The sequence below is a fragment of the Nonomuraea sp. NPDC005983 genome, from assembly GCF_040614375.1.
GTDB lineage: Bacteria > Actinomycetota > Actinomycetes > Streptosporangiales > Streptosporangiaceae > Nonomuraea.
The window spans coordinates 1-22,730 of sequence record NZ_JBEXUP010000108.1 but is presented as its reverse complement, the minus strand read 5'-3'; the positions used below and the strand labels follow the sequence as shown (position 1 = coordinate 22,730).

The 22,730-nt window shown below is 67.6% G+C and carries 23 protein-coding genes; 10 read left to right on the top strand and 13 right to left on the bottom strand.

What is annotated here, in order from left to right:
- Positions 1-259 precede the first annotated feature (259 nt).
- The 3 genes from ABZ297_RS34455 to ABZ297_RS34445 all read right to left on the bottom strand — a co-directional run bounded on the left by ABZ297_RS34455 (position 260) and on the right by ABZ297_RS34445 (position 1,126).
- On the bottom strand, positions 260-430 hold the full coding sequence (locus ABZ297_RS34455) for a hypothetical protein (protein WP_355355273.1): 171 nt from the start codon (positions 428-430) through the stop codon (positions 260-262).
- A gap of 261 nt (positions 431-691) precedes the next feature.
- Entirely contained in the window at positions 692-826 is a 135-nt protein-coding gene (locus ABZ297_RS34450) for a hypothetical protein (RefSeq protein WP_355355270.1), read from the bottom strand.
- 51 nt (positions 827-877) lie between these two features.
- On the bottom strand, positions 878-1,126 hold the full coding sequence (locus tag ABZ297_RS34445; RefSeq protein WP_355355267.1) for a hypothetical protein: 249 nt from the start codon (positions 1,124-1,126) through the stop codon (positions 878-880).
- 368 nt (positions 1,127-1,494) lie between these two features.
- On the opposite strand from ABZ297_RS34445, the gene ABZ297_RS34440 reads away from it, so the two are divergent.
- From ABZ297_RS34440 to ABZ297_RS34430, 3 genes are read left to right on the top strand one after another with little or no spacing between them, the layout of a single operon-like run.
- Entirely contained in the window at positions 1,495-4,224 is a 2,730-nt protein-coding gene (locus ABZ297_RS34440) for a TnsA-like heteromeric transposase endonuclease subunit (protein WP_355355264.1), read from the top strand.
- Positions 4,215-5,249 (top strand): ATP-binding protein, encoded by a 1,035-nt coding sequence (locus ABZ297_RS34435; protein ID WP_355355261.1) that lies wholly within the window; start codon positions 4,215-4,217, stop codon positions 5,247-5,249. Before ABZ297_RS34440 ends, ABZ297_RS34435 begins: the two co-directional genes overlap by 10 nt.
- Before the next feature lie 2 nt (positions 5,250-5,251).
- On the top strand, positions 5,252-6,175 hold the full coding sequence (locus ABZ297_RS34430; protein ID WP_355355258.1) for a TniQ family protein: 924 nt from the start codon (positions 5,252-5,254) through the stop codon (positions 6,173-6,175).
- 30 nt (positions 6,176-6,205) lie between these two features.
- Here ABZ297_RS34430 and ABZ297_RS34425 read toward each other — a convergent pair whose 3' ends face one another.
- On the bottom strand, positions 6,206-7,003 hold the full coding sequence (locus ABZ297_RS34425; RefSeq protein ID WP_355355255.1) for a class I SAM-dependent methyltransferase: 798 nt from the start codon (positions 7,001-7,003) through the stop codon (positions 6,206-6,208).
- A gap of 719 nt (positions 7,004-7,722) precedes the next feature.
- Here ABZ297_RS34425 and ABZ297_RS34420 point away from each other — a divergent pair.
- A complete protein-coding gene (locus ABZ297_RS34420) occupies positions 7,723-8,799 on the top strand; it encodes a hypothetical protein (RefSeq protein WP_355355252.1) in 1,077 nt (358 codons plus the stop codon).
- 555 nt (positions 8,800-9,354) lie between these two features.
- On the opposite strand, the gene ABZ297_RS34415 is transcribed toward ABZ297_RS34420, so the two are convergent.
- Positions 9,355-9,558 (bottom strand): hypothetical protein, encoded by a 204-nt coding sequence (locus tag ABZ297_RS34415; protein ID WP_355355249.1) that lies wholly within the window; start codon positions 9,556-9,558, stop codon positions 9,355-9,357.
- Positions 9,559-9,617: 59 nt separating this feature from the next.
- Here ABZ297_RS34415 and ABZ297_RS34410 point away from each other — a divergent pair, with 59 nt between their 5' ends.
- The 5 genes from ABZ297_RS34410 to ABZ297_RS34390 all read left to right on the top strand — a co-directional run bounded on the left by ABZ297_RS34410 (position 9,618) and on the right by ABZ297_RS34390 (position 12,859).
- Positions 9,618-9,785 (top strand): hypothetical protein, encoded by a 168-nt coding sequence (locus ABZ297_RS34410; RefSeq protein ID WP_355355247.1) that lies wholly within the window; start codon positions 9,618-9,620, stop codon positions 9,783-9,785.
- A gap of 4 nt (positions 9,786-9,789) precedes the next feature.
- On the top strand, positions 9,790-10,722 hold the full coding sequence (locus ABZ297_RS34405) for an ATP-binding cassette domain-containing protein (protein WP_355355244.1): 933 nt from the start codon (positions 9,790-9,792) through the stop codon (positions 10,720-10,722).
- Entirely contained in the window at positions 10,722-11,480 is a 759-nt protein-coding gene (locus tag ABZ297_RS34400) for an ABC transporter permease (protein ID WP_355355241.1), read from the top strand. The genes ABZ297_RS34405 and ABZ297_RS34400 overlap by 1 nt, the downstream gene beginning before the upstream one ends.
- Positions 11,481-11,482: 2 nt before the next feature.
- Positions 11,483-12,286, top strand: a complete 804-nt coding sequence (locus tag ABZ297_RS34395; RefSeq protein WP_355355238.1) for an ABC transporter permease — start codon at positions 11,483-11,485, stop codon at positions 12,284-12,286.
- Between the two features lie 255 nt (positions 12,287-12,541).
- Positions 12,542-12,859, top strand: a complete 318-nt coding sequence (locus tag ABZ297_RS34390) for a sulfurtransferase TusA family protein (RefSeq protein WP_355355235.1) — start codon at positions 12,542-12,544, stop codon at positions 12,857-12,859.
- 197 nt (positions 12,860-13,056) lie between these two features.
- On the opposite strand, the gene ABZ297_RS34385 is transcribed toward ABZ297_RS34390, so the two are convergent.
- The gene (locus tag ABZ297_RS34385; protein ID WP_355355232.1) at positions 13,057-13,515 is read right to left on the bottom strand and encodes a pyridoxamine 5'-phosphate oxidase family protein; all 459 of its coding nucleotides are present in this window, start codon (positions 13,513-13,515) and stop codon (positions 13,057-13,059) included.
- A gap of 327 nt (positions 13,516-13,842) precedes the next feature.
- On the opposite strand from ABZ297_RS34385, the gene ABZ297_RS34380 reads away from it, so the two are divergent.
- Positions 13,843-14,508, top strand: a complete 666-nt coding sequence (locus ABZ297_RS34380) for a DUF4097 family beta strand repeat-containing protein (protein WP_355355229.1) — start codon at positions 13,843-13,845, stop codon at positions 14,506-14,508.
- Positions 14,509-14,877: 369 nt separating this feature from the next.
- On the opposite strand, the gene ABZ297_RS34375 is transcribed toward ABZ297_RS34380, so the two are convergent.
- The 7 genes from ABZ297_RS34375 to ABZ297_RS34345 form a co-directional block, all read right to left on the bottom strand.
- Positions 14,878-15,954, bottom strand: a complete 1,077-nt coding sequence (locus ABZ297_RS34375; RefSeq protein ID WP_355355226.1) for a serine hydrolase domain-containing protein — start codon at positions 15,952-15,954, stop codon at positions 14,878-14,880.
- A gap of 167 nt (positions 15,955-16,121) precedes the next feature.
- Positions 16,122-16,607: a hypothetical protein gene (locus ABZ297_RS34370; protein ID WP_355355223.1), complete on the bottom strand. Its 486-nt coding sequence runs from the start codon at positions 16,605-16,607 to the stop codon at positions 16,122-16,124.
- Between the two features lie 258 nt (positions 16,608-16,865).
- A complete protein-coding gene (locus tag ABZ297_RS34365) occupies positions 16,866-18,095 on the bottom strand; it encodes a dipeptidase (protein WP_355355220.1) in 1,230 nt (409 codons plus the stop codon).
- Between the two features lie 204 nt (positions 18,096-18,299).
- Positions 18,300-19,745, bottom strand: coding sequence for an alpha/beta fold hydrolase (locus ABZ297_RS34360; RefSeq protein WP_355355217.1), 1,446 nt, complete (start codon positions 19,743-19,745; stop codon positions 18,300-18,302).
- A gap of 140 nt (positions 19,746-19,885) precedes the next feature.
- On the bottom strand, positions 19,886-21,082 hold the full coding sequence (locus ABZ297_RS34355; protein ID WP_355355214.1) for an ABC transporter permease: 1,197 nt from the start codon (positions 21,080-21,082) through the stop codon (positions 19,886-19,888).
- Positions 21,079-21,741 (bottom strand): ABC transporter ATP-binding protein, encoded by a 663-nt coding sequence (locus tag ABZ297_RS34350; protein WP_355355293.1) that lies wholly within the window; start codon positions 21,739-21,741, stop codon positions 21,079-21,081. Before ABZ297_RS34350 ends, ABZ297_RS34355 begins: the two co-directional genes overlap by 4 nt.
- Positions 21,741-22,730 (bottom strand): peptidoglycan-binding protein (locus ABZ297_RS34345; RefSeq protein ID WP_355355211.1); only part of this gene is annotated, 990 nt, incomplete at its 5' end. The genes ABZ297_RS34345 and ABZ297_RS34350, both read right to left, overlap by 1 nt.

The following is a 22,730-nucleotide window of genomic DNA, read 5'->3' as shown; positions in this document are numbered from 1 at the left end:
CCCCTAGTCTCCCACGCGTTATCGACTGTCCCATATGACCCGTCCATGCCATCTGATGCTGACATGAACGTGCACGCTGCGTTGACAGTTCGGCACAAAAAGCCGCGATGACCAGCCCAACTTGCCCGCTTTACCCGAATTGCGAAGGGTGGGGGAGCGGGGGAGAACCCCTCACCCGCAACCCGACCGAAACCCCAGCCCGCTCCCAGCCCTCCGGCCGGGCACGCCACGCCCACCGGCGCACCGGGGGAGCGGACGATCAGCTCACCGCCCGGCCGAGGGGCCGGTTCCGCACTCGGATCAACGCGGGCATGTAACGGCGCAGCACCAGGAGTTCGGCGACGGTCCCGAGAGGACCGAGAGGCGTGGCGAACCCGATCACGTCACGCATCACCGTGCCGCCGTCGCCGTCGGACTGGAAGAAGTTCACTGCGGGGCGCGTACGGCTCAGCGGGGCGCCGATCCGGTTTCGCTGACAGGCTGGATTCCGTACGGCGCGTTCACGGGCCTCACCTGGGACGACCGATGCGATACCGGACAGAAGTCTCATTCTGTCTGGTATCGCACATCTTGCCGTCAGAGGCGGTTCACGAAGCGGGCGGTGGCGCGGTGGCTCATGCCGGTCTCGCCGCGCGCCAGGAAGACGGCTTCCTGGATCTGCGCCTTCAGTGCGCGGGCCTGGCCGGCCAGGTCAGGGCTGGGGGCGGGGCGGTTGCGGGGGGTGTTGGGTCGGGCGCACCGCGATGAGGATCGGCCAGATGATCGCCGCGGTGACGACGACGGTGAGCACGATGAGGCCCGGGACGGAGATCGCCAGGCCGCGCATGGAACCGATCGCATGCCGCGCGGGCGCGCGGTCCAGGGGCCGCCGAAGGCCTCAGAGGCTCTCGACGAACCGGGTGGCCGCCATCTGGTCCATTCCGGTCTCGCCGCACACCAGGTGGATGGCCTGTTCGGTGCGTCCAGACGTCTTCAGCCAGCGGACGCGTGCGGCCAGGTCGTTGCGCGGCGCGATCGGCGTGGCGCGGCTCGACGCCCTGACGGCCACCACGACGACGACGGCGACTGCGGCGATCACGAGGAGGACCGCGGCGATGATGAGTAACCCGATGATTCCGACGCTCATGGGCAGATGGTAGGTCCGCTGTGACGTGTCCGGGTTTTGGTGGCTGGATCCGGCTGTATGCGTTTGCTCGATAATGAACATTATGTCAAGTAGGCCGGATTGGGGCGGCGTGCCAGGGCGCTCCTGTCCTGTCTCACTGAATCTGGTTCACGTCTCATACGCCTGGTCCAGAACGCATTTTTGTCTCACTGAATCTGGTCCGATCGGGCCCAGCGGTCCCCGCAGTCTCACTGAATCTGGCCCAGTGCGAGGATTGTCTCATCGGACCTGGCCCACTTTGTGGGTTGTCTCGCTTGGTCTGGTCCGTCTGACATAAACTCTGCTTGCATTGCGCGACGTGGCTGTTACGTGACGCTATCGGTGGTGGCATGAGCGAGTTGCCCGTTCCTGCACTGGTCGCCTCACCATTGTTCGAGCTGACCTTCTCGAACGAGATGGGCGTCCGGCGGCAAGAGCCCCTTTCGTCGTGCTGGCATGTCCCCTTCGAGCGGATGGCGCCCTCGAGGGCGTTTCCCTCCTTCAAGGGCCAGAAGAACTTCACGGGCTTTTGGTGGTCGGCGACCATGCGTCGGCATGTTGGCTATGAATCGTGGGTTGAGCGGGCCGTGGCCATGATGTTGGACTTCGCTCCCGACGTCGTGGAGTTCTCCTCGCAGCCCTTTGAGCTGCGGTGGGAAGCGGCGCAGGGTGAGCGGCGGCATACGCCGGACTATTTCGCGCGGCTGGCCGATGGCACTGGCGTGGTTGTCGATGTTCGCCCTGATGACTTGATCGCGCCTGAGGATGAAGAGGCTTTCGGCGCGATGGCCCAGGCCTGCGCCGAGGTGGGGTGGGTGTTTCGCAGGTCGGGAGGGCCCTCCCCCGTCCTGGCGGCGAATGTCCGCTGGCTGTCCGGCTATCGGCGGGCCCACTGCCTGCGCGAAGACGTCGCTGATGAGCTGTTGGGCGTATTTACTGAACCGACGTCGTTGATGTCGGGGGTTGAGACGGTTGGTGACCGTCTGGCTGTTTTGCCGGTGCTCTTTCACCTGTTATGGGATCGCCAGCTGGCGGTGGCGAACCTTGGCCTCGAGCTGCTGGGGTCGCGCAGCATGGTGCAGCTCTGCGACGGGAGCGTGGGGATGGATGAGAACGTGTCACGTGAGCCGCGGGGTGTCGGTGCGGTGGAGCAGGGCCAGGGCGAGCTGGTGACGGTCCGCTCCCCCGTTCTTGCTGCCAGCTTGCTGGGCGGGCTGCCTGATGAGGTCATCCAGGAGGCCAAGTGGTGGGAGGCGCATGTTCTGGAGGTGATGACCGGATTACCGCCTGGTGCTGCTGCAGGTTCGAGGCCTCGACCGGGGTATGAGGCGACGCGGTCCTTGCGTGAGCGTGAGCAGGCCAAGGCGGAAGAGCTGCTCAGTCTTGGGCGAGAGGGCGTGAGCGCGAGGACGGTGAAGCGCAAACGGCTGCGTTACGAGGCCGAGGGCTTGCTGGGCTTGGTGGACGGGCGAGGAGACCGGGCCAGGCCGACGGAGGGCCGGACCGATCCCCGGGTGCTGGAGGCGCTGAAGAAGGCGCTTCTGGAGGCAACGGACAAATCGACGCGGAAAGCGACGTGGTTTCGCTGGCGCGTGGATCAGATCTTGCGAGACGAGTACGGCGCCGGCGTGGTGGCGATGCCGTCGCGGGCGACGTTCTACCGCTTGTTCGAGCGATTGTCGCGGGGGTCGCACGCGACGGGATCCGCTCGGACGCGCAGGTCGTTGGCCAACCGTCCGGAGGGGATGTTCAGCGAGGTCACGGCGTCGCGGCCGGGTGAGCTCGTGCAGATTGACTCCACGCCGTTCGACGTGATGGTCCTGCTGGACAAAGGCGTTCCCGGTCGTGTCGAGCTGACGGGCATGGTGGATCTGGCCACTCGGTCGGTGCCGGCGGCGGTGCTGCGGCCGACGACGAAGTCGGTGGATGCCTCGTTGCTGTTGGCCAAGGCGATGACGCCGGAAGCGATGCGGCCTGGATGGGTGGAGGCGCTGACCATGGCACGGTCGGTTCTCCCCCACCGGCGGATGCTGGCGCTGGATGAACGTCTGGAGCATGCGGCGGCGCGTCCGATGATCGTGCCCGAGATGATCGTGTGTGATCGGGGCAGTGTTTACGTCTCGGCGAACTTCCGGACGTCCTGCCATGTGCTGGGGATAGATTTTCAGCCGGCTCATCAGGACACGCCTACCGACAAGCCGCACATTGAGCGGACGTTGGAGTCGGTGTCGACCCTGTTCGCCCAGTTCGTGTCCGGCTACCTGGGGCGTTCGGCGGAGTATCGGGGGCGCAAGGTCGAGGAGGAACCGCTGTGGTCGTTGGTGGAATTGCAGGCTCTGCTTGATGAGTGGATTGTCGCTGATTGGCAGAACCGGCCGCACGACAAGCTGCGCGATCCTTCCGCGCCTGGGCGCGCGTTCACGCCGAATGAGCGCTATGCGGCGCTGGTCGAAACGTCGGGCTACGTTCCCGTCGCTTTGTCTGCGGATGACTACATCGAGCTGCTGCCATCTCGTTGGCAGGCCATCAATGCTTATGGCGTGAAGATTGATCACCGGACTTACGATGACGAGGCGTTGAACCCATTCCGCAGACAGGCATCAGGGGTGGCAGACAAGAAGGATCGCTGGGAAGTCCATCACGACCCCTACGACGTCACCCGGATTTGGGTGCGCAACCACCACAATCCTGAGGGCGGCTGGATCACCTTGTTCTGGAAGCATCTCAAGCGCGTGCCGTCACCCTTCGGGGAGTTGGCCTGGAAGCACGCCAAGCGTGAGGTCGTGGAAAGCGGTGCCAAAGTCAGCGAGGAAGCCATCGCTGATGCTGTCCGAGACCTTCTCGACCGAGCCAGCAAGGGTCCATCCGAAACGAAGGAGTCTGCTGCGAAAACCTCGAAGCAGGGCAAACGAGCAGCGGCCGCCACCAAGGCAACGGCTGACCCCACATGGCCGCGCCCTGCCGAACCGCCTCGAGTAGTGGATGAACCGTCGGATGATTTCGAGGATGAGGAAGAGATCGCGGAGGTCGTGCCTTTGCCCATCTTCGATGCTCGCAAGGAGGCGGAGAAGTGGTGGTGAGCCCTGAACCGCAGCCAGGTGTCGTCGAAGATCGGCGTATTCCTGCGCTGACGTTGGACGCGTGGCGCAGGTTCGTGGACGACGACCCCCTCGTCTTTCGCTGTCTGCCCACCGATGAGTGGAGGGCGCTGGACGGTCGCGAGCGGATGAAGTACGACGAGTTCCGTATGGACTACCACTCGGAGCTCATCGTCCTGGAAACCAGCACGGTCAAGCAGGTCATGCGCCAAGGACGGTTGTTGACGATCCTGAACAAGCGTGAAAGCAGCGCTCGGCGCGGGCTCATCGTTTCAGGTGAATGGGCAACCGGCAAAAGCACTGCTATCAAACAGCTTGGGCGCGCTCACGAGCTCCGCATTCGTAATCAGTATGCCGATCCGGAGAGAATTCCGGTGGTCTACATCACCGCCCCTCCCAAGGGATCACCGAAGAAGCTTGCAGCGCAGTTCGCGAAGTTCCTGGGCATGCCGCCCTTTGGGCAGCGTGCCAATGAGATCGACATAGCGGATGCGGTCTGCCGAGTGCTTACTGACGCTCGCACCGACTTAGTCATCGTGGACGAGATCCATAATGTCAATCTGGCAACAAGCCAAGGCGAAGACCTTTCGGATCACTTGAAATACTTCACCGAGCACCTCCCTTGCACGTTCATTTATGCGGGTATCAACGTTGAATCTTCTGGTCTGTTCACCGGTATTCGCGGCAAACAGATCGAAGCTCGCTGCGTGATGACGCGCACTGGCAAGTTCCCCTACCAGGCCGAATGGCTCTCTCTGGTCAGAGCCATGGAGGCCGCCTTGCGGTTGCATCGGCACCAGGATGGGGACCTGGCCAAGCGCGCCAAATACCTGCACCAGCGCACCGGCGGCAGCATCAGCAGCCTGTCACACTTGATTAGAGCAGCAGCAATCCTGGCGATCGTCGACGGCCAGGAAGCCATCACCTCCGAAATTCTGGATGAGGTCGAGCTTGACCACGCAGCTGAATCGACCGCCCCATCACGAAGGCGGAGGGGAAAGGGCTGAGCATGGAGGTGATCCCCGGGGGACGGAGCCTTGAACGACCGCTACCATGGGCCGCACCGCGGCGAGCTCTTCCCCGGCGAGTCCGCCCGATCCAGGATGAGACAGTTCCGTCCTATCTACGCCGCATGGCGATCGCCAACCACCTGCCCGAACGCATCATTCGAGAAGCACTTGGGCTCCGACGAGGACACCGGCATCCACCCTTAGAGGTTCTCGCCACGCTCGCCGGACTTCCCGCGAAGTCCCTCCTCTATGCCTTGCCCGACATGAGGACGGGCCGCACATACCCGGACCTGGCACTTCACGGGCGCAGCATCGCCGGTCGCCCCAATGAGGAACGACTCGCCTGCCGACTCTGCATGGCGGAGAAGGCAGTCCTCACCCAGGTCCACTGCTGGATGCGACATGACCAGAACGTCTGTCTTCACCACCAAATCTGGATAGGTCCAGGCGACAACGAGGGCAGGCCCCAACTCAGCTTGATCCGCCTTCCCGAAGTGGTCCTGGCTCAGCGACATCATCAGCGGCTTATCCGCTTACACGGCCGTGACGCTATCCGGATCGCGTTCGAAGAGGCCCTCGTCCTCCACATCGATTGGCTGGAGCATCCCCTCTATGCACAACGACGCCACGAGCGCTTCGGCAACGCCCTGGGCGCGGACTGGCGGGTCCGGCAAGGAGGGGCCGTCTTCAACGCGGTCGGCTATCCCGAGGCCGTTGGGCTGGCCAGCGTCCTCGTTCTGCCGCGCTGGCGAGCACCCACTGCCAGCCGATCGGCTAGTGACTTCTCCGACTTTTGTGCTGCAATCCGGGAAGTCGCACCACACTACGCCCCACGAGGAGGCCGAGACCCGCTTCTGCACTGGCTTGAAGACCGGGCCCGATCCTCAGAGAACTCGTGGAACCGCTTGAGCGAGACAACCTGAGCGAACGTTGCGACTGGACCACATTTCTCACTAAAACTGGTGCGTGGCCAGGAAGCTTTTCCGGGCTATCAGCACTTCGAGCGTCACCGGTTCGACAAGCCGTCCGCTTGGATCAGCCATGAGCAGAGCATCAGTGATCTCCCGCTCGAACGCGGGTCGCCGATCGCCGAGCATGCGGCGCAGCGGCAGTGACGTCGAATACAAATAGCCGATGATCTGGTCCGCCGTCCACGGCCGCTCAAACTCATGGACCACTCGGGTGACGTCCCGAAATGATGATCGGGCCAGCACCGCTTCATGCGGTTCGGTCGGCACCCCGGCACTAGCCTGGGGAAGCGGACCCAAGAAACGGTGCTGCACTTCCTCGATGGCGTGCTGCCAGGGAGTCCTCGGCCGCGCCAGGCAACCATCATTGGCGATCACCACGCCGCCTTCGTCTTCCACCATGCCGGCCAGCTTCCCCAACACCTGCTCACGATCCATCCAGTGGAATGAGCGGCCCATGGTCACCAACCGGAACCGTCCCAACTCACCTGGCATGTCGGCGGAGCTGCCAAGCACCCAGGTCACATTGCGGATGTCGCCGTCGAGTGCTTGTCGGGCGGCCTGGTTGAGCATTTCCGCCTCAGGATCGACACCGATCGCTTCTGCGACATGCTCGGCGAGCGGAAAAGTTAGCTGGCCAGTCCCGCAGCCCAGGTCAAGCAGACGTCCAGAACCGTCGAGCGCGAAGCGCCGGATCAGATCGTTGAAGAACGCCCTCGGATAGCCCGGACGAAACCGCGCATAGAACGATCCCGTCCCCGCGAACAGCCCAGCGCTTGACATGCCGTCACCTTATCCAACGAGTTGCTCGCGGGTGATCCTCAATGAGACAGCTCGAAGGGCGCGGCAAGCTCAGCCAGCACGGCCAGGCCTGCGTGAGGCAGCGGCGAAAACACCTCTGATGGACCACATCCAATGAGACAACCTGCCAATCGGACCAGGTTCAGTGAGACGGTGGTGCCGTGTGTTGTCTCACTGAACCTGGTCCGATGCAGGCAGGACGGTTGCCCATGGACCAGATTGAATGAGACAGGACAGCTCCCGGGTCCCCCGGCGTGCTTGCTCGGTCGCTTACTGGCCACCGCCACCGTGAGTGTGAGTGCGGCGCGTTCGGCGGAAGGGGGTCCCTGGCCGTCGCCGGTCGCGGGCGATCAGCGCCTTTCGCCTCGCGTGGCATGGTCGACCAGGCCGGGCCGGAGCCGCGATCGGCCGGTGTGCGCTGGAGTCGGTCGCGACGATCGGGGCTGCGTCCTTGTGGCTCACGGGGCGGCCCTGGCGCGGGAGTGGGCGTGCGCCTCGCTGATCTTGTGGGGGTCCGCCAGACGCAGGAGGCCGTGGTGGCCGTGCCGGGATGCGTACGCGTGTTTGCGAAAAAGTGGGCGCCTCTCCCCCGTTGTCGCTGGTCGACTCGTGCGGGGGTTCGTCCGGGGCGTGACGGTGTTTCCTGGGGCGACGGGTCGTGTTCACAGGCAGGTCGCGAGCAGCCTCTAGATTCCCGTCCCATGAAATTTCAGGACATGTCAGTCATCTCGCGCTCCGATCACCGTCTCTCCCGTCGCTCCCTGCTGGCCGGCGCGCTGTCCGGGGCCGGTCTCGCGGTCCTGGGAGGCACCGCCGCCCAGGCGGCGGAGCGGCTGGGCGCGAAGGCGCGCACCCGCGTGCTGATCGCGACGAACGAGCCGTGGGGGACGTATCACGCCAAGCCGTTGCTCCCGGAGGCGCAGCGCCTGGGCTGGGAGGTCGTGCAGTTGGTGCCGGACCGGTCGGGTGTCGCGCCGGGTGATCCGGTCGCGGTCGCGACTTTGGACGACGTCCCCGAGGCCGACCTGCTCGTCGTGACCGGCGCGGGTGACTGGCCTGCCGACTGCGCGGCGCGGTTGCGTGATCTGCCGTTGGTCGCGAGTTCGCTGGCGTATCAGCTTCCTGTGGAGGCGCCGCGTGCGCGGGAGTTCCGCGATCGGCTGAGGGCGGTGACGGCGTCGTCGCCGGCGGAGGCGGAGGTGTTCGACGACTATCTGGGGACGCGCCGTCCGATCACGGTGGTGGGGACGCCGCAGACGGATGATCTGCCCAGGCATGCTCCGGAGGCGGGGACGGTGCTGGTGTTGACCAGTGTGACGAAGTCGGGCGCGAGTGGTGGTTCGGCTCCGGGGACGGAGTTGCTGCTGGCGGCGGCGGAGCGGTTTGCGGCGGCGGGTAAGCGGATCGTGGTGGGTTTGCATCCGCGTGAGGATCGTTCGTTGTGGGAGCGGTACGAGATCAGTTCGGTGCCGTCGGTTCAGGCGTCGGCCAGGGCGGAGGTGGCGATCGGGATTCCGGGGACGGTTTTCCCGGTGGTGGCGGCGGTGGGTGTGCCGCTGGTGGGGTGCACGGATCCGCGGCTGCGGATTCCGGGTTATCTGCTGGACGTCTGTTCGCGCACGATCACGTCGGCGGATGAGGCGGTGGCGGCGGTGTCGGAGGCGAGGCCGGTCTCGCGTGCGGTGTTGTATGAGGCGGTCGGTCCTGTGGGGGGTTCGGCTCGCCGGTTGTTCAAGGTGTGGCGGAAGGAGGGGGTCCGGGAGCCGTCGCGGGGCTGATCCTGGGCTTTCCGCGGCCGGTGGGGCCGCGCCTGTCCCCTGGTGCCTGTCCCCCGGTGCCGCCCCGGGGTGGGTGGGGTGCGGTCCCGTGGGCGGGTGTGAGATGGCGCACGCGTGTGGGGTGTTGGGGCTGGTGGGAGGGGTGTTCACGGAGGGTGGTCGTCTGACGGCGGGTTTGACATCTGGTTGATTCGCTGTCCTTGGCGGGGTGGTCCGTTTAGGCTGGGGGTCTGCTATCGCGCCGAGAGGAGCAGCACGTGGGGAACCAGTCGGTTTTATGCCCGGTGTGTCAGGGGGTTCTGCCTGCCTCTGGGCGGGAGGCGTACACGCCGTTGCGGGGTCGGTTGATCGTGACGAACGGTTACTGTGAGGGTGGGTGCGTGGAGCGGCGTGCTGCTGAGCAGACGCAGCAGGTTGCGCGTCCGGCTGTGCCGGTGGCTCCCCCGGTGTCTGGGCCTGTGTCCGGTCCGATGCCTGTTGTTCGTCCGGTTGTTTCAGGGGTGCGGGTTTCGCGTTGAGTTGGGCCGCGTCGCGTGCGTGGGGCGCGATGCGGTGTCAGCCGTTGTGGCTGGTGTGCCAGTAGTCGCGGGTGTGGGTGGCGAGTCCGTCGGCGTTGAAGCGGGCGATGACGCAGCCGGCGAGGGTGGTGGGGGTCGCGTTGTCGAGGCTGTTGACACGGAATTCGATGGCGGCCTGATCTGCGTCGACGATGGGGGTGGCGAAGGTGACGTGGGGTCGCTTTCGCCGGTGAAGGACCATCGGATGTAGTCGGCGATGGCTTGTTTGCCGGTGTGCGGGGCTCGGAAGGGCATGGAGATGTGGACGGCGTCGTCGCTGTAGAGGGCGATGATGGCGTCGACGTCGTGGTGGGTCCAGCCGTGTTGCCAGGTGTCGGCGAAGCGTTGGGCGGCTGCGCGGGTGTCCATGGCGTTCATTGTGGCGTGGATATCCTGTCGAAACTGTCGGTGGGGTTGGTTATGGTCTGACCTCGTGTCTGGTGAGCTTTCTCTGATCCGTGCGCGTGGGCTGGTCAAGCGCTTCGGTGATTTCACCGCGGTTGACGGCATCGATCTGGATGTGGCGCCCGGTGAGGCGTTCGGTTTTCTGGGGCCGAACGGGGCGGGTAAGTCGTCGACGATGCGGATGATCGGCTGTGTGTCGATGCCGTCGGCTGGTGAGTTGCGCATTCTGGGGTTGGATCCGGTGCGGGAGGGGCCGCGGATCAGGGCTCGGCTGGGGGTGTGCCCGCAGTTGGACAATCTGGATCCGGATCTGTCGGTGCGGGAGAATTTGACGACGTACGCGCGGTATTTCGGGTTGTCGCGGGGGCAGGCGCGGGAGCGGGCCGAGGAGTTGCTGGATTTCGCGCAGCTTCGTGACAAGGCCTCGAGCCGGGTGGAGCCGTTGTCGGGCGGGATGAAGCGGCGGCTGACGATCGCGCGGGCGATGGTGAACGACCCGGATCTGGTGTTGCTGGACGAGCCGACGACGGGGCTGGATCCGCAGGCGCGTCATCTGCTGTGGGAGCGGTTGTTCCGGTTGAAGCAGCGGGGTGTGACGCTGGTGCTGACCACGCATTACATGGATGAGGCCGAGCAGTTGTGCGATCGGCTGGTGGTGATGGACGGCGGCCGGATCGTGGCGGAGGGTTCGCCGCGGGCGCTGATCGAGGCGTACTCGTCGCCGGAGGTGGTGGAGTTGCGTTTCGGGGCGGAGGCGCTGGAGGGGTTCGTGCCGTCGCTGGAGGGGGTCGGGGATCGGGTGGATGTGCTGCCTGATCGGATCTTGTTGTATGCCAAGGACGGTGACGCGGCGGTGGCGGAGGTGCACCGGCGTGCGCTGGTGCCGTCGAGTGTGCTGGTGCGCAGGTCGTCGTTGGAGGATGTGTTCCTGCACCTGACCGGCCGGACGTTGGTCGACTGATGGCGCATCCGGCGGTGGCGGTGCTGGAGCGGCACCTGACGTTGTACAAGCGGTTGTGGCGGGCGTCGTTGTTCTCGTCGTTCGTGCTGCCGGTGTTGTTTTTGGCGAGCATCGGCCTGGGGGTGGGCGGTTACATCGGCCAGGTGCGGGGTGTGCCGTACGTGGTGTGGATCGTGCCGGGGGTGCTGGCTTCGACGGCGTTTCAGATGGCGGTGGGTGAGTGCACGTACTCGGTGTTCGGTGAGTTCCGCTGGCACCGGGGTGCGCACGCGATGTACGCCACGCGGGTGTCGGTGTGGGACATGATCGGCGGTTGGCTGCTGTACATCGTGTTCCGGGTCGAGATCGCGGTCGTGGTGTTCTTGGCGGTGGTGGGGGTGTTCGGGGCGTTGGCGTCGCCGTGGGCGGTGCTGACTCCGTTGGTGGCGGCGTTGCTGGCGGTGGCGGTGGCCGCGCCGGTGACGGCGTTCTCGGCGACGATCGATCATGACAGTTATTTCGCGTTGCTGTTTCGGTTCGTGATGATTCCTTCGACGTTGTTCGCGGGGGTGTTCTTCCCGGTGGAGCAGTTGCCGGGGCTGGTGCGGCCGTTGGCGTACGTGTCGCCGTTGTGGCATGGGGTGGAGTTGTGCCGGGCGGCGACGGCGGGTGCCTCTCCCCCGTGGCCGGTGTGGGCGCATGCCGGTTATCTGCTGGTGTTCGCCGTGCTGGGTGTGTGGTGGGCGGGTTACGCGTTTCGCAGGCGACTTCAGGACTAGTGATGGTGACGTTGGCGTTGGCCCGGCGGGTGTCGGTGGGCCGGGTGGGTGCGGTGGTCGGCCGCAATGTGGGTGCGTTGCGGTCGGGTGCGGCGTACTGGCTGGTGTTGGTGTCGGGGTTTTTCGAGCCGTTGCTGTACCTGCTGTCGATCGGGGTCGGGGTGGGCGCGCTGGTGGGCCGGATCCCGTTGGGTGATGGGCAGGTGGTGTCGTACGCGGTGTTCGTGGCTCCGGCGATGCTGGCGGCTTCGGCGATGAATGGCGCGCTGGCCGAGACGACGTTCAACTTCTTCTTCAAGATGCGTTATGCCAAGACGTTCGAGGCGATCTTGGCGACTCCGGTGCGGCCGATCGAGGTGGCGTTGGGTGAGCTGAGCTGGGCGATGGTGCGCAGTTCTGTGTACACGGCGTTGTTCTTGCTGGTGATGGTGGTGCTGGGGCTGGCTGAGCCGGTGTGGGCGCTGGCGGCGTTTCCGGCGACGATGCTGGTAGGGGTGTCGTTCGGTGCCGTGGGGATGGCGGCGTCGACGTTGTTGCGTGGCTGGCAGGATTTCGACCTCATGACGGCGGCGCAGTTCTCACTGTTCCTGTTTTCTGGCACCTTCTCCCCTGTGGGTGCTTATCCGGCGGCGTTGGAGGCGGTGGTGGTGGCGACGCCGCTGTTCCACGCGGTGGAGTTGGTGCGCGGGCTGGCGTTGGGGCAGCCCGGGTGGGGGTTGGTGGGTCATGCGGGGTATCTGGTGGTGATGGCGGTGGCCGGGTTGTGGTTTGCGGCGGGCCGTATTCAGCGGGTGCTGTGCTCGTAGGGTTGTCGGGGTCTGGCGGTGCTTTCGCGGGCGGTCGATGACAGGCTGGGCCGGCGCGGCGGTTGGGCTCCCCCGCTGCGCACCGGGCGTCAGGTTGGGCGGCGCTGGGTGATGCGGCGCAGGCGGCGACGGTGCTCGAGGCAGTGTTTCAGGCAGTGTTCGAAGTGGGTGTTCGAAGTGGGTGTTCGAAGTGGGTGTTCGAAGTGGGTTCGAGCTCGCCGGGTCGCTGGATGGGCTGCCGGTAGTGTGATCGGCGTGGGTGACGAGAGGAATGACGGCCTCCCCGGCGAGTCCCCCGGCGGGCCGGTCGTGCTCGACGGCGGTGAGCGCCGTTGCGTCCAGTTGCTGATCGAGTTGCGCCGCCTGGCTGACCGGTTGGCTCCTGGCAGCGTCGTTCATCTGATCGCCGGGGATCCGGCGGCGCCGATCGATCTGCCCGCCTGGTGTCATCTGACCGGGCACGACTATCTGGGGCCGGTGCCGGGCGGGGGCACGCCCGTCTACGCTGTGCGGATCAGCGCCACGGCCCGTCCCACCCGGCGTGACTCTCCTTGGCGGTCGGCTGCCGGTTGACGGCCGCCCGCCGGCGGTGGGGTGTGTTCAGGGGTGACGATCTCGTCGGCTTGGATGGTGTGCCGGGGGCGGCGAGGACGTCGAGGTGGTGCAGGGGGGCGCCGTCGAGGATGAGCAGGTCGGCGTGCGCGCCCGTGGTGCTGCACCGCCGCCCCTCCCCCGTCCCCGGCGTCCGCCGGTGAGAGCCTTTCGTCGCGTCAGGAGATGGTCCAGCGGCCGTCGCGCATGAGGTCGCGGCCTTCGAGTTCGTTGGCTTCGCGCCAGGCCTGCAGGCGTTGGGGGCGGATGCGGAAGTACAGGTAGGGGCTGGAGAGCCGGCGCGGGTCGAAACCGGTCTTGGCGGCGAAGGCGTCACCGGTCTCGTCGGAGATCTCGCCGGCTTCGAACGTCTGGACGGTTCCTTCGATGAGGAGCAGGTCGCGGGTCGGGCCGATGCCGAGCCGGACTTTGCCGGTGGCCTGCAGGTTGCGGCTGGTGGGGCTGGCGGCCGGGGTGGAGATCAGTAGTGTGGCGCCGTCCCACAGGAAGGACAGGGGCACCAGGTAGGGCGCTGCGCCGTCGGGGCCGGCCGTGGCCACCCAGGCGTCGACGTCGTTTGCGAGCCGGTCGAGGGCGTCGATCTTGCGCTGCTGCGCGGTACGTGGTGGTGGTGTCATCACAGGGTCTGTCCTTGTCGTTCGTGTGTGTGGTGCGGGCCGGTCGAGTCGGCGTCCCACAGATCCTTGCACCGCGTCGGCCTGATCGTCCGACGCGGGGGCGCCGGGACGCTCTTGCAGGCGGGATCCTGACGGATCCGGGATGGGTAGCCGCCGTCGGTGAGCGCGGCCGCCGGCATGTCAGCGGCGGCGTCAGGACGGCGACAGCCCGGTATCAGAGCGGTCGGCGATGGTGGATGCCATGAACGGTTCAGCGCGGCCTCGGGGCTGCGAGCTGGGCCACACCGAGCTCGCAAGACCGCGACAACGCAGTATGAGGAGCACATGATGCAGAAGTTCGACACCCCCGCCCCGATCTCCGCCGTCCTTCACATCCCCGCGGGACGGGTCCGGTTCATCGCCGCCGACCGGGCCGACACCGCGGTCGAGGTCCTGCCCGCGAACGCCTCGAAGGGCCGGGACGTGAAGGCGGCGGAGCAGACCACGGTCGCATACGCCGATGGCGTCCTGCGGATCGAGACCGCCGCGGCGAAGAACCAGTACTTCGGCCCGTCCGGGTCCATCGAGGTGACGGTCGAGCTGCCCGCCGGCTCCGGCATCGAGGCCAGGGCGGAAAGCGCCGAACTCCGGACCGCGGGCCGTCTCGGCGACGTCGCCTTCGAAGGCGCCTACAGCCGGATCACGATCGACGAGGCCGCGAGCGTCCGCCTCACCGCGCTCGACGGCGACGTCGAGGTCGGCCGGCTGGGCGGCCCCGCGCAGATCAGCACCGCACGGGGCGACATCCGGATCGCCGAGGCCACCGGCGGCACGGTCGTGCTGCGCACCCAGTCCGGCGACATCTCGATCGCCGCCGCCGGCGGAGTCTCGGCCGCCCTGGACGCCGGCACCAGCCACGGCCGCATCATCAACGCCCTCAACAACGACGGCACCGCCGAACTCGACATCCACGCCACCACCTCCAACGGCGACATCACCGCCCGCAGCCTGTGACCCCCAGCCTGCAAAGGAGTGGTAGGCCAGGCACGGGAGGAAGGCCTCTGGGGAGGGTCGGGCTGGATTTCGGTGCTACAAGGGCATCAAAGAATCACGCGATGAGCCCGGAGGTATGTTGATCTTGTAAGAGTCTTCGTTGGTGGACTTGGGCAGCCGGTGGATGCTGTCGCTCGCCTGCGCCGCAGCTGCGTCAGCAGGTCAGCGATCCGTGCGGAGGGTTGTAGCTCGTTCGGCGCGGTTGATGAGCACCTGTTCGCAGGCCGGTCCGTCCGGCGCGCACGGCGTGGGCGGCTGCCGTGATGACCTCGACGACGAAGCGGGGCGTTAGCCGGGACAGCCTCGAGGCCGCCGCGTGGCCATCCGGGCTCAGCGGTCGCACATCGCGGCGACGAAGGCGTCGATCAGGTGCTGCCGATTGTCGGGCACGCCAGTGACGTAGACGGTGGCGGCGCGTCCGGCCTGGTCCCGGCCGCTGAACACCGCGGTTCCCAGCATGTCGCCGGCGGCGAAGTAGGCGTGGCCGCAGGTCGACTTCATCCGGGCCACGCCGTAGCCGTAGCGGGCGCCTGCGGGCCAGCCTTCCTGTTCGACCTTTACCGGCCGGGTCATCATCTTGCTCAGCGGGGCCTTACGCCAGAACCGGTTGAGGTCTTCGGGGGTGGAGACCAGGCCGCCGCTGGGACCGAACTCGTAGGTGGGCAGTTGGTCGGTCAGGTCCACCTGGCCGCCTTGCGGATGGCCGGGGTGCGCCCCGTAGGTGTGGGCGTGCGGGCCGCGGATGCCGTGCTCGCCCTTGGCCGGCCAGTACGTGTCCCGCATTCCGTACGGCTTGAGGATCAGGTCCTGGCTCGCCTGGCGGAAGTCCTTCCCGGTCACTGCGGTCACGATCATGCCGAGGAGCAGGTAGTTGGTGTTGGCGTAGGCGAAGGAGCCGCGGGGCGTGGGCTTGAGTGTCAGTGCCACCTGCAGGAAGTCCGGGAAGGGTTCCTTCCACTCGATCGCGTTGAGGAACTCGGGCAGGCCGCTGGTCTGCTGCAGCAGCATCCGGACGGTGATCTTTCGGCCGTCGATCGCGGCGCCGTCGCCGGTGCCGCGCAGCACCCCGGGCAGGTAGCGCTCCACCCTGGTGTCCAGGTCGATCTTCTTCTGATCGACCAGCCGCAGCACGGTGGCGGCGATGATCGGCTTGCTCGCGCTGGCGATCCTGAACCGGCCCTGGGGGCCGATCATCGGCTTCCCGGTGCCCCGCTTCGCGGTGCCGGAGCGCCGGGTCACGGTCGCGCCGTCCGGGCTGCGCACCTGGCTCAACGCGCCCGCCATGCCGTCCTCGGTGGTGAGCAGGTCAAGGTGGGACTGGGGTGAGGGCGTTGCGGCGGCGTAGGCGGGGGCGACAGGGGCGAGGATCAGGGAACCGGTGACAGCGGCAGCGAGCAATTTCGTCATGCCTCCAATGTCGCGGGAAGATCACTCAGGTTCAGTCACGCCTGCCTGCCTGTTGGGGTGGGGGTATTCCCGACCATCGAGGTGATCGCCGGGCGGCAGCGGCCGAGATCGTCTTCTCGCTGGGCCCGGCAGAAGGCCGCCTGGGGGCAGCATGTTCGGCACGAGGGTTAATCGGCCGGTGCTGTCCTGACGTACGCTCGCAGCAGCGCGGCTACCGGCTCGACGTCCTTCGCCGGGAACACGGCGGCTATGTAGCGGTCCGGTTTGACCAGGACGAAGCGCCCTCGTGCCGGGCTGAGAGCGGTCTCCAGGCGTCCGTCGGCGTCGGCGACGGCCTGCCGGTCCCCTGCGGGCCGAGGCAGCCGTTCACCCAGTACGACGTCCAGGCGCCGTACGGGTGCGACGCCGCTGACTCGCGCCCAGTCGGTTGCCGGTACGTCCACTGCGAGCAGTGCGAACCCGTCTCCCAGTACCTCGTCCAGCAGTACGGTCCGCAGGTTGGGTGCTATCAGGACCTGTGGCTGCGGCAGTAGCGTGCCTGCCAGCCCGCTGTCGCCGAGGACCAGTCCTTCGCGGTGGACGGCGAGCGGCCGGAACCGCATCTCTTCCAGGTACCGGCGTCCGTGCCGGGTCAGGCCCAGGGCGCGCACCACTGTGTACACCTTCTTCAGTGCCGAGGGGCCGATCGCCGGGCCCAGGCAGCCGCACTACGACACCCTGCCCAGGCGCGGGTCGCCGGCCGGCGGCGGCTACTGCAGTGTCCCCGATCTGGCCGCCTTCGGCGCCGCCCTGCTGGCCGACACCCTGGTCAGCGCCGAGGTCAAGGCGGCCCTGCTGGACGCGGGAACGGGCGTGATCGCCGCCGTGCACGGCGATGAGCAGCACGCCCTGCGCCGCGCCGACGAGGCCGCCTACGTCCCGGGCTGCCGGGGCTGGGCGCCGATGCGCGCAAGGCTGGGCCCGCGCCGTTGCCGCAGGTCACTGGCGGTGGCCTCGGCGTCGCGCAGCACTCGCAGCACGTTGCGGCCGGCCAGCTTGGCCAGGTCCGCCTCCGACCAGCCGCGGCCGGCCAGGGCGGCGAACAGCCGCGGATAGCCGCTCACGTCTTCCAGCCCGCGGGTCAGCATGTCGCACCCGTCGTAGTCGCCGCCGATCCCCAGATGGTCGACGCCGGACACTTCGCGCATGTGCTCCAGGTGGGTCACCACATGCTCGATGGTGACGACGGGCCTCGGGTGCGTCCTCTCCCAGGTGGCCAGGAACCCCTGGAACGCCTCGGCGTCAGCGGTCTCGACACCCATCGAGCCGGCGGCGTCGACGGCGGCCAGACGCCACTCCCAGTAGTCCTGGGACACGAAGTCGGGCGCGAAGATGGCCATGCACACCCCGCCGTTGGCCGCCAGGGTCTCCAGGACGTCATCGGGCACATTGCGCGGCGCGGAACAGATCGCACGCGCCGAGGAGTGCGAGAAGATCACCGGCGCCTGCGTGACCCGCAGGGCGTCGCGCATGGTGTCGGCCGAGACGTGCGACAGGTCGACCAGCATGCCGAGCCTGTTCATCTCCCTCACGACTTCCTCGCCGAACGCGGACAGGCCATGGTTGACCGGCTCGTCGGTGGCGGAGTCCGCCCAGGGGGTGTTGTCGTTGTGGGTCAAGGTCATGTAGCGCACGCCCAGCGCGTACAGCATGCGCAACGTCCCCAGCGAGCAGTCGATCGAATGGCCGCCCTCGGCGCCCATCAATGAGGCGATCCGCCCGGAGGCGAAGACGCTTTCCACCTCCTCGGCGGTGGTCGCCAGGGCCAGGTGGTCGGGGTAGCGCCGGACCATGGCGAGCACGCAGTCGATCTGCTCCAACGTGGCCGTGACCGCGTGCCCCGCGGGCAGGGAGGAGGGGACGAACACCGACCAGAACTGCCCGCCGACCATCCCGGCCGCCAGCCGCGGCAGGTCGGTGTGGGTGCGCCCGGAGGTGTCGCGGCTGATGTCGAGCCGATCGAAGTCGTAGCCGACGAGACTGCGCGCCGCCCAGGGCAGGTCGTTGTGCCCGTCGATCAGGGGGTGCTCGCGGAGCAACCGGGTGACGGCGGCGGCGAGGTGCGGCGACTCGGACGAAGCGGCGACAGCGGTTGTTTCCATGCCGATGAGCCAATCACACGTGACATCGGGGGCGATTGTGCGCCTGGACGAACCTGCGTGGTAACGGTTGGAGTTCCGCAGACCCAGGCGGGCGAGACCACGCACGCTGCCGGGACGCGATCGGGCGCATCCCGGCAGCGCGGGTCAGGTGAGCGTGTCAGGCCTGACGGACCGGTTCGGGGGCCGGCGGCCGAGCATTCGCTGCTATGGCTCTTCGATGTCCGGGCAGCTGGTGCCCTTGGCGGGGACCTTGAGGTTGATCAGGTAGTCGTCGATCACGTCGTTGACGCAGGCGACCGGCCCGGCCCCGGAGGTCGGGTAGACGGCGTGCCCGTAGCCCTCGTAGGTGACCAGAGTCGCGCCGGTCTGCTCTGCGGCCAACTGCGACGAGGGGTAGTCGGCGGCGAAGTCGTGCACGTTGCCGATCATGACCAGCGGCGGAGCACCCTTGATGTTCGGACGGGACTGCGGGTTGGTGGTCTGGCCCATCCATCCGGTGCAGTCCAGCCCGCTCTTGGCGAACGAGGTCCACTGGGTGTTGGGGTACAGCTTGGCCAGCCGGGCCAGCCAGGTCTTCCACTGCGCGTAGCTGTTGACCTTGAACGTGAAGTCCCTGCAGAAGTACACCCCGTGCGGCAGGGGGGCAAGCGGGTCATCCTCCGCCGGCTTGGCCTGCTTCTGCTGCTTGGGCGCGTCGCTCTTCTCGCCGTCGTTCAGGGCCTTGAGCTCGCTCGCCAGCCGCTTCCACCGGCTGGGGACGTGGGCGAGGAAGATTCTCTCGGTCAGATCGTAGAAGTTGACCTTCTTGCCGGTGTTCGGGTTCACCAGGTCGCCCTTGCGGGCCCGCTCACGCAGCTCGCCGTAGGTCTTCTTGGTGTCCTTGCCGTACAGGGCGCAGCCGGAGGCCTGGTCGCACCAGTCGGCGAACGCGAGGAAGTTCTTCTCCTGCACGGCGGTGTGGGCGTTCATCCAGTCCCAGGGGCCCCGCATGGTGTGGACCAGGTTCGCGTCGGCGACCAGCGCCCGGACACGGTTGGGGTACATCTCGGCGTACTGCTGGTTCGCCAGCGTGCCGTACGAGTAACCGACCTGGGTGATCTTGTCCTCGCCGAGCGCGGCCCTGATGGCGTCGATGTCCCTGACCACGTCACGGGAGTCGAGGTGGTCGTAGAGCGGGCCGGTCTTCGCGCGGCAGTCCTCGCTGAGCTTCTTGTTGGCCGCCACGAGCTTGTCGAACTCGGCCTGGCTGCCCGGGGTCTTGAGCTGCTCGGTCTGCAGGGTCATGGTGAGGTCGCACTTGACCCGGCTGCTGGTGTTGACGCCGCGCGGGTCGTAGGTGACGACGTCGAAGCGCTTGCTCACCGCGTCGCTGAACACCTTCCCCTTCTGGTGGATCATGACGTCGACGCCGGCGGTGCCGGGGCCGCCGGGGACCATGAGGATGGAGCCGATACGGGACTTGGAGTCGGTGGCCTGCGTGCGGGCCAGGCCGATGTGGATCTTCTCGCCGTTGGGCTTGGACCAGTCCATCGGCACCTCGAGGGTGGCGCACTGGATCGCGTCGTCGGTGCCTGCGCACTGCTTCCAGTCGATCGTGCCGGCCGTGGATGCGGCGGCGGGCCCGACGGTGATGGCGGATGCCACCAGCATCAGCGCGCCCGTGAGGACGGCCGGTAGATGATGAGCACTCAATCTCACTGATGTAAGCCTTTCTCAAGAACTCGGGGAAATTTGGCAGGAACGGCATTGCCAGTCCGGATAGTCCGTGTCTGGTGACGGCGGCCTGGCCGTCAAGGCGTGGCCAGGGCCTCGGTGGGCGACATCCGGGCGGCGCGAACGGCCGGGTAGAAGCCGGCGACGCCGCCGATGACCAAGGTGGCGAAGACGCCACCGAGCATGGCCCAGACGGGGACGATCGCGGGCCAGCCCTGCAGGCCCGCGTAGGCGCTGGTGACGCCGATGCCGAGCGCCACGCCGCCGACGCCCCCGATGGCCGACAGCAGCAACGACTCGGCCAGGAACTGCAGTCTGACCTGCCCGCGGGTGGCGCCGAGGGAGCGGCGCAGCCCGATCTCGGCCCGCCGTTCCAGCACGGAGATGACCATGGTGTTGGCCACGCCGACGCCGCCGACCAGCAGGGCGACACCGCCGAGGCCGACCAGGAGCGCGTTCAGGGTGGCGTCGGTGGCCTGCTTGGCGGCCAGCACGTCCGACGGGCGTGAGACCTTGACCTCGTTGGGTTTCTCCGGGTTGGCGGTGGCCGCGAGCACGTCGCGGACCGCGGTCACCGACTTCTCCTCGGCCCTGGTGTAGATCGTGGTGGGGTAGCCGTCGAAGCCGAGCCGTTCCGTGGCGACCGGCCAGCCGATGAGGGCGGCGGTGTCGAGTTCGGGGGCCAGCGGCGCGGAGGCGAGCACGCCGACCACGGTGAACCACTGCCCGCCGAGCCAGACCCGCTGGTCGGGGCCGGCCCGGACGACGCCGAGACGGTCGGCCGCCCTGGCGCCGAGGACGACGGCCGGGTAGCGGTGGGTGGCCTCGTTCAGCCAGGAGCCGCTGACGACCTGGGCGCTGACGTCCTTGAGCAGGTCGAGGCGGGCGGCGGTGACCGAGATGCTGCCCGACTCCGCCGCCGGGATGTGGTCGTTGCGGTAGACCTTGGCCGAGGTGACGCCGGCCGCGGTGACCGAGGTGACCGGGCCGATCTGGTCGATCATGGCTTCGGCCTCGGCAGGCAGGTGGGAGTCCTCGCCGAACAGGGACTGGCCGGGTGAGACCTTGAGCAGGTTGGTGCCGAGCGCGGACAGCTGCCGGTTGAGGTCCTCCTGGCTGGAGGCGGAGATGCCGACGACGCCGAGCATGGCGGCGATGCCGATGGCGATGCCGAGCGCCGACAGGAACACGCGCAGCGGCCTGGCTCGCAGGCCCGCGCCGCCGACCCTGGCCACGTCGCGCGGCCGCATGCGGGCGGGGGTCAGGACGGTCATGTCCGCACCCCCTCCACCACGCGTCCGTCCAGCATCTCGACCTGCCTGGGCAGCGAGGCGGCGATGCCGCGGTCGTGGGTGATGATGACCACGGTGGTGCCCGCGCGGTTGAGCTCGCGCAGCAGGTCCATCACGCCTGCTCCTGATCGGGAGTCGAGGTTGCCGGTCGGCTCGTCGGCCAGCAGCAGCCGCGGGCCGCCGACCACGGCGCGGGCGATGGCCACGCGCTGCCGCTCGCCGCCCGACATCTCGTGCGGGCGGTGGCCGAGCCGGTGGCCGAGCCCGACCCGTTCCAGCGCCTCGGCCGCCCGCCGGCGGCGCTCGCGCAGCGAAGGGCCGCAGTAGAGCAGCCCGTCGGCCACGTTGTCCACGGCGGGCACCCCGGCGGTGAGGTGGAACTGCTGGAAGACGAAGCCGATGACGTTCGCCCGCAGCGCGGACACCTGCCGGTCGGTCAGGGCGCTGACGTCGTGCCCGGCGACGCGGACGGTGCCGCCGCTCGGGCGGTCCAGCGTGCCGATCATGTTGAGCATGGTCGACTTGCCGGAGCCGGAGGGGCCGACGATGCCGATCAGCTCGCCGTCCTGGATGCCCACGGAGACGCCGTGCAGCACGGTGACCTCGCCGTAGCCCTTGCTCACCTCGTCGAGTTCGACGATCACTTGGGCACCGCCACGGTGACGCCCTCGCTCACGCCGGTGACCTCCACCTTGCCGTCGGCGAACATGCCGGTCTTGACGGCGGTGTAGCGGGTGCTCGCACCGTCGACGACCTGCACGCCGTAGCCGCCCTCGGCGAGCGCGACCAGCGCCCCGACGGGGACGGCCAGCACGTTCTCGCGCTGGTCGGAGACGATGGTGACCTGCACGGGGGCCGAGTCGTAGGCCTTGTTCAACCTGGGGACCGATACCTTGACCTCGACCGTGGTGGCCGCGTCGTCGCCGGTGCCGCTGGTCGTGGCGACCTTGCCGACGCTGATGATGCTGCCCTTGACCGTGGTGCCGTCCGGCAGCTCGACCGTGGCCTTCATGCCCCGCCTGACCAGGCGTTGGTCGGCCACGTCGAGGTTGATCAGGACCTGCCGGGTGGTTCCCGTCGCGGTGAGCACCGGGCCGCCGGCGGCATCGCCCAGCGCGGCTTTGAGGTCGGCGACGCGGATCTGGCCGGGGGCGACGACCACGTCGGTGGTCTCGACCTTGCCGGTGACCTCCAGGCCCAGATCATCCTGCCAGTCCTTGACCGCCTGCCGGGTGGCGTAGGTGAAGGTGTCATCCACGGTGAAGCCGGTGTAGCCGAGCTTGGCGAGGTTCTGCTCGAACTCCTTGACGTCCTTGCCTTCGACGCCGTCTTCCAGCGTGCGATAGAGCGGCATGCTGCCGTACAGCAGGGGGCGGCGGGCGGCGTCGACGCTGTAGACGGCCTTGCCCCGGGTGATGACGGAGCCTTCCGCGGGCAGCCAGGTGATCGTGCCCCGTGCCTTGGACGTGATCGTGGTGGCCGTGCCGTAGCCGAGCGTGCCGTCCACGTTCTTGGACTCCGTCAGCGTGGCGCGGGTCACTTTGGCGGTGGCCGGAGGGGTGCGGGTGGCGGCCGCCGTGTCCGGCTGCTCGCCGCCGAACCCCACGGCGGCCGCCGCCTCGGCGGCCGC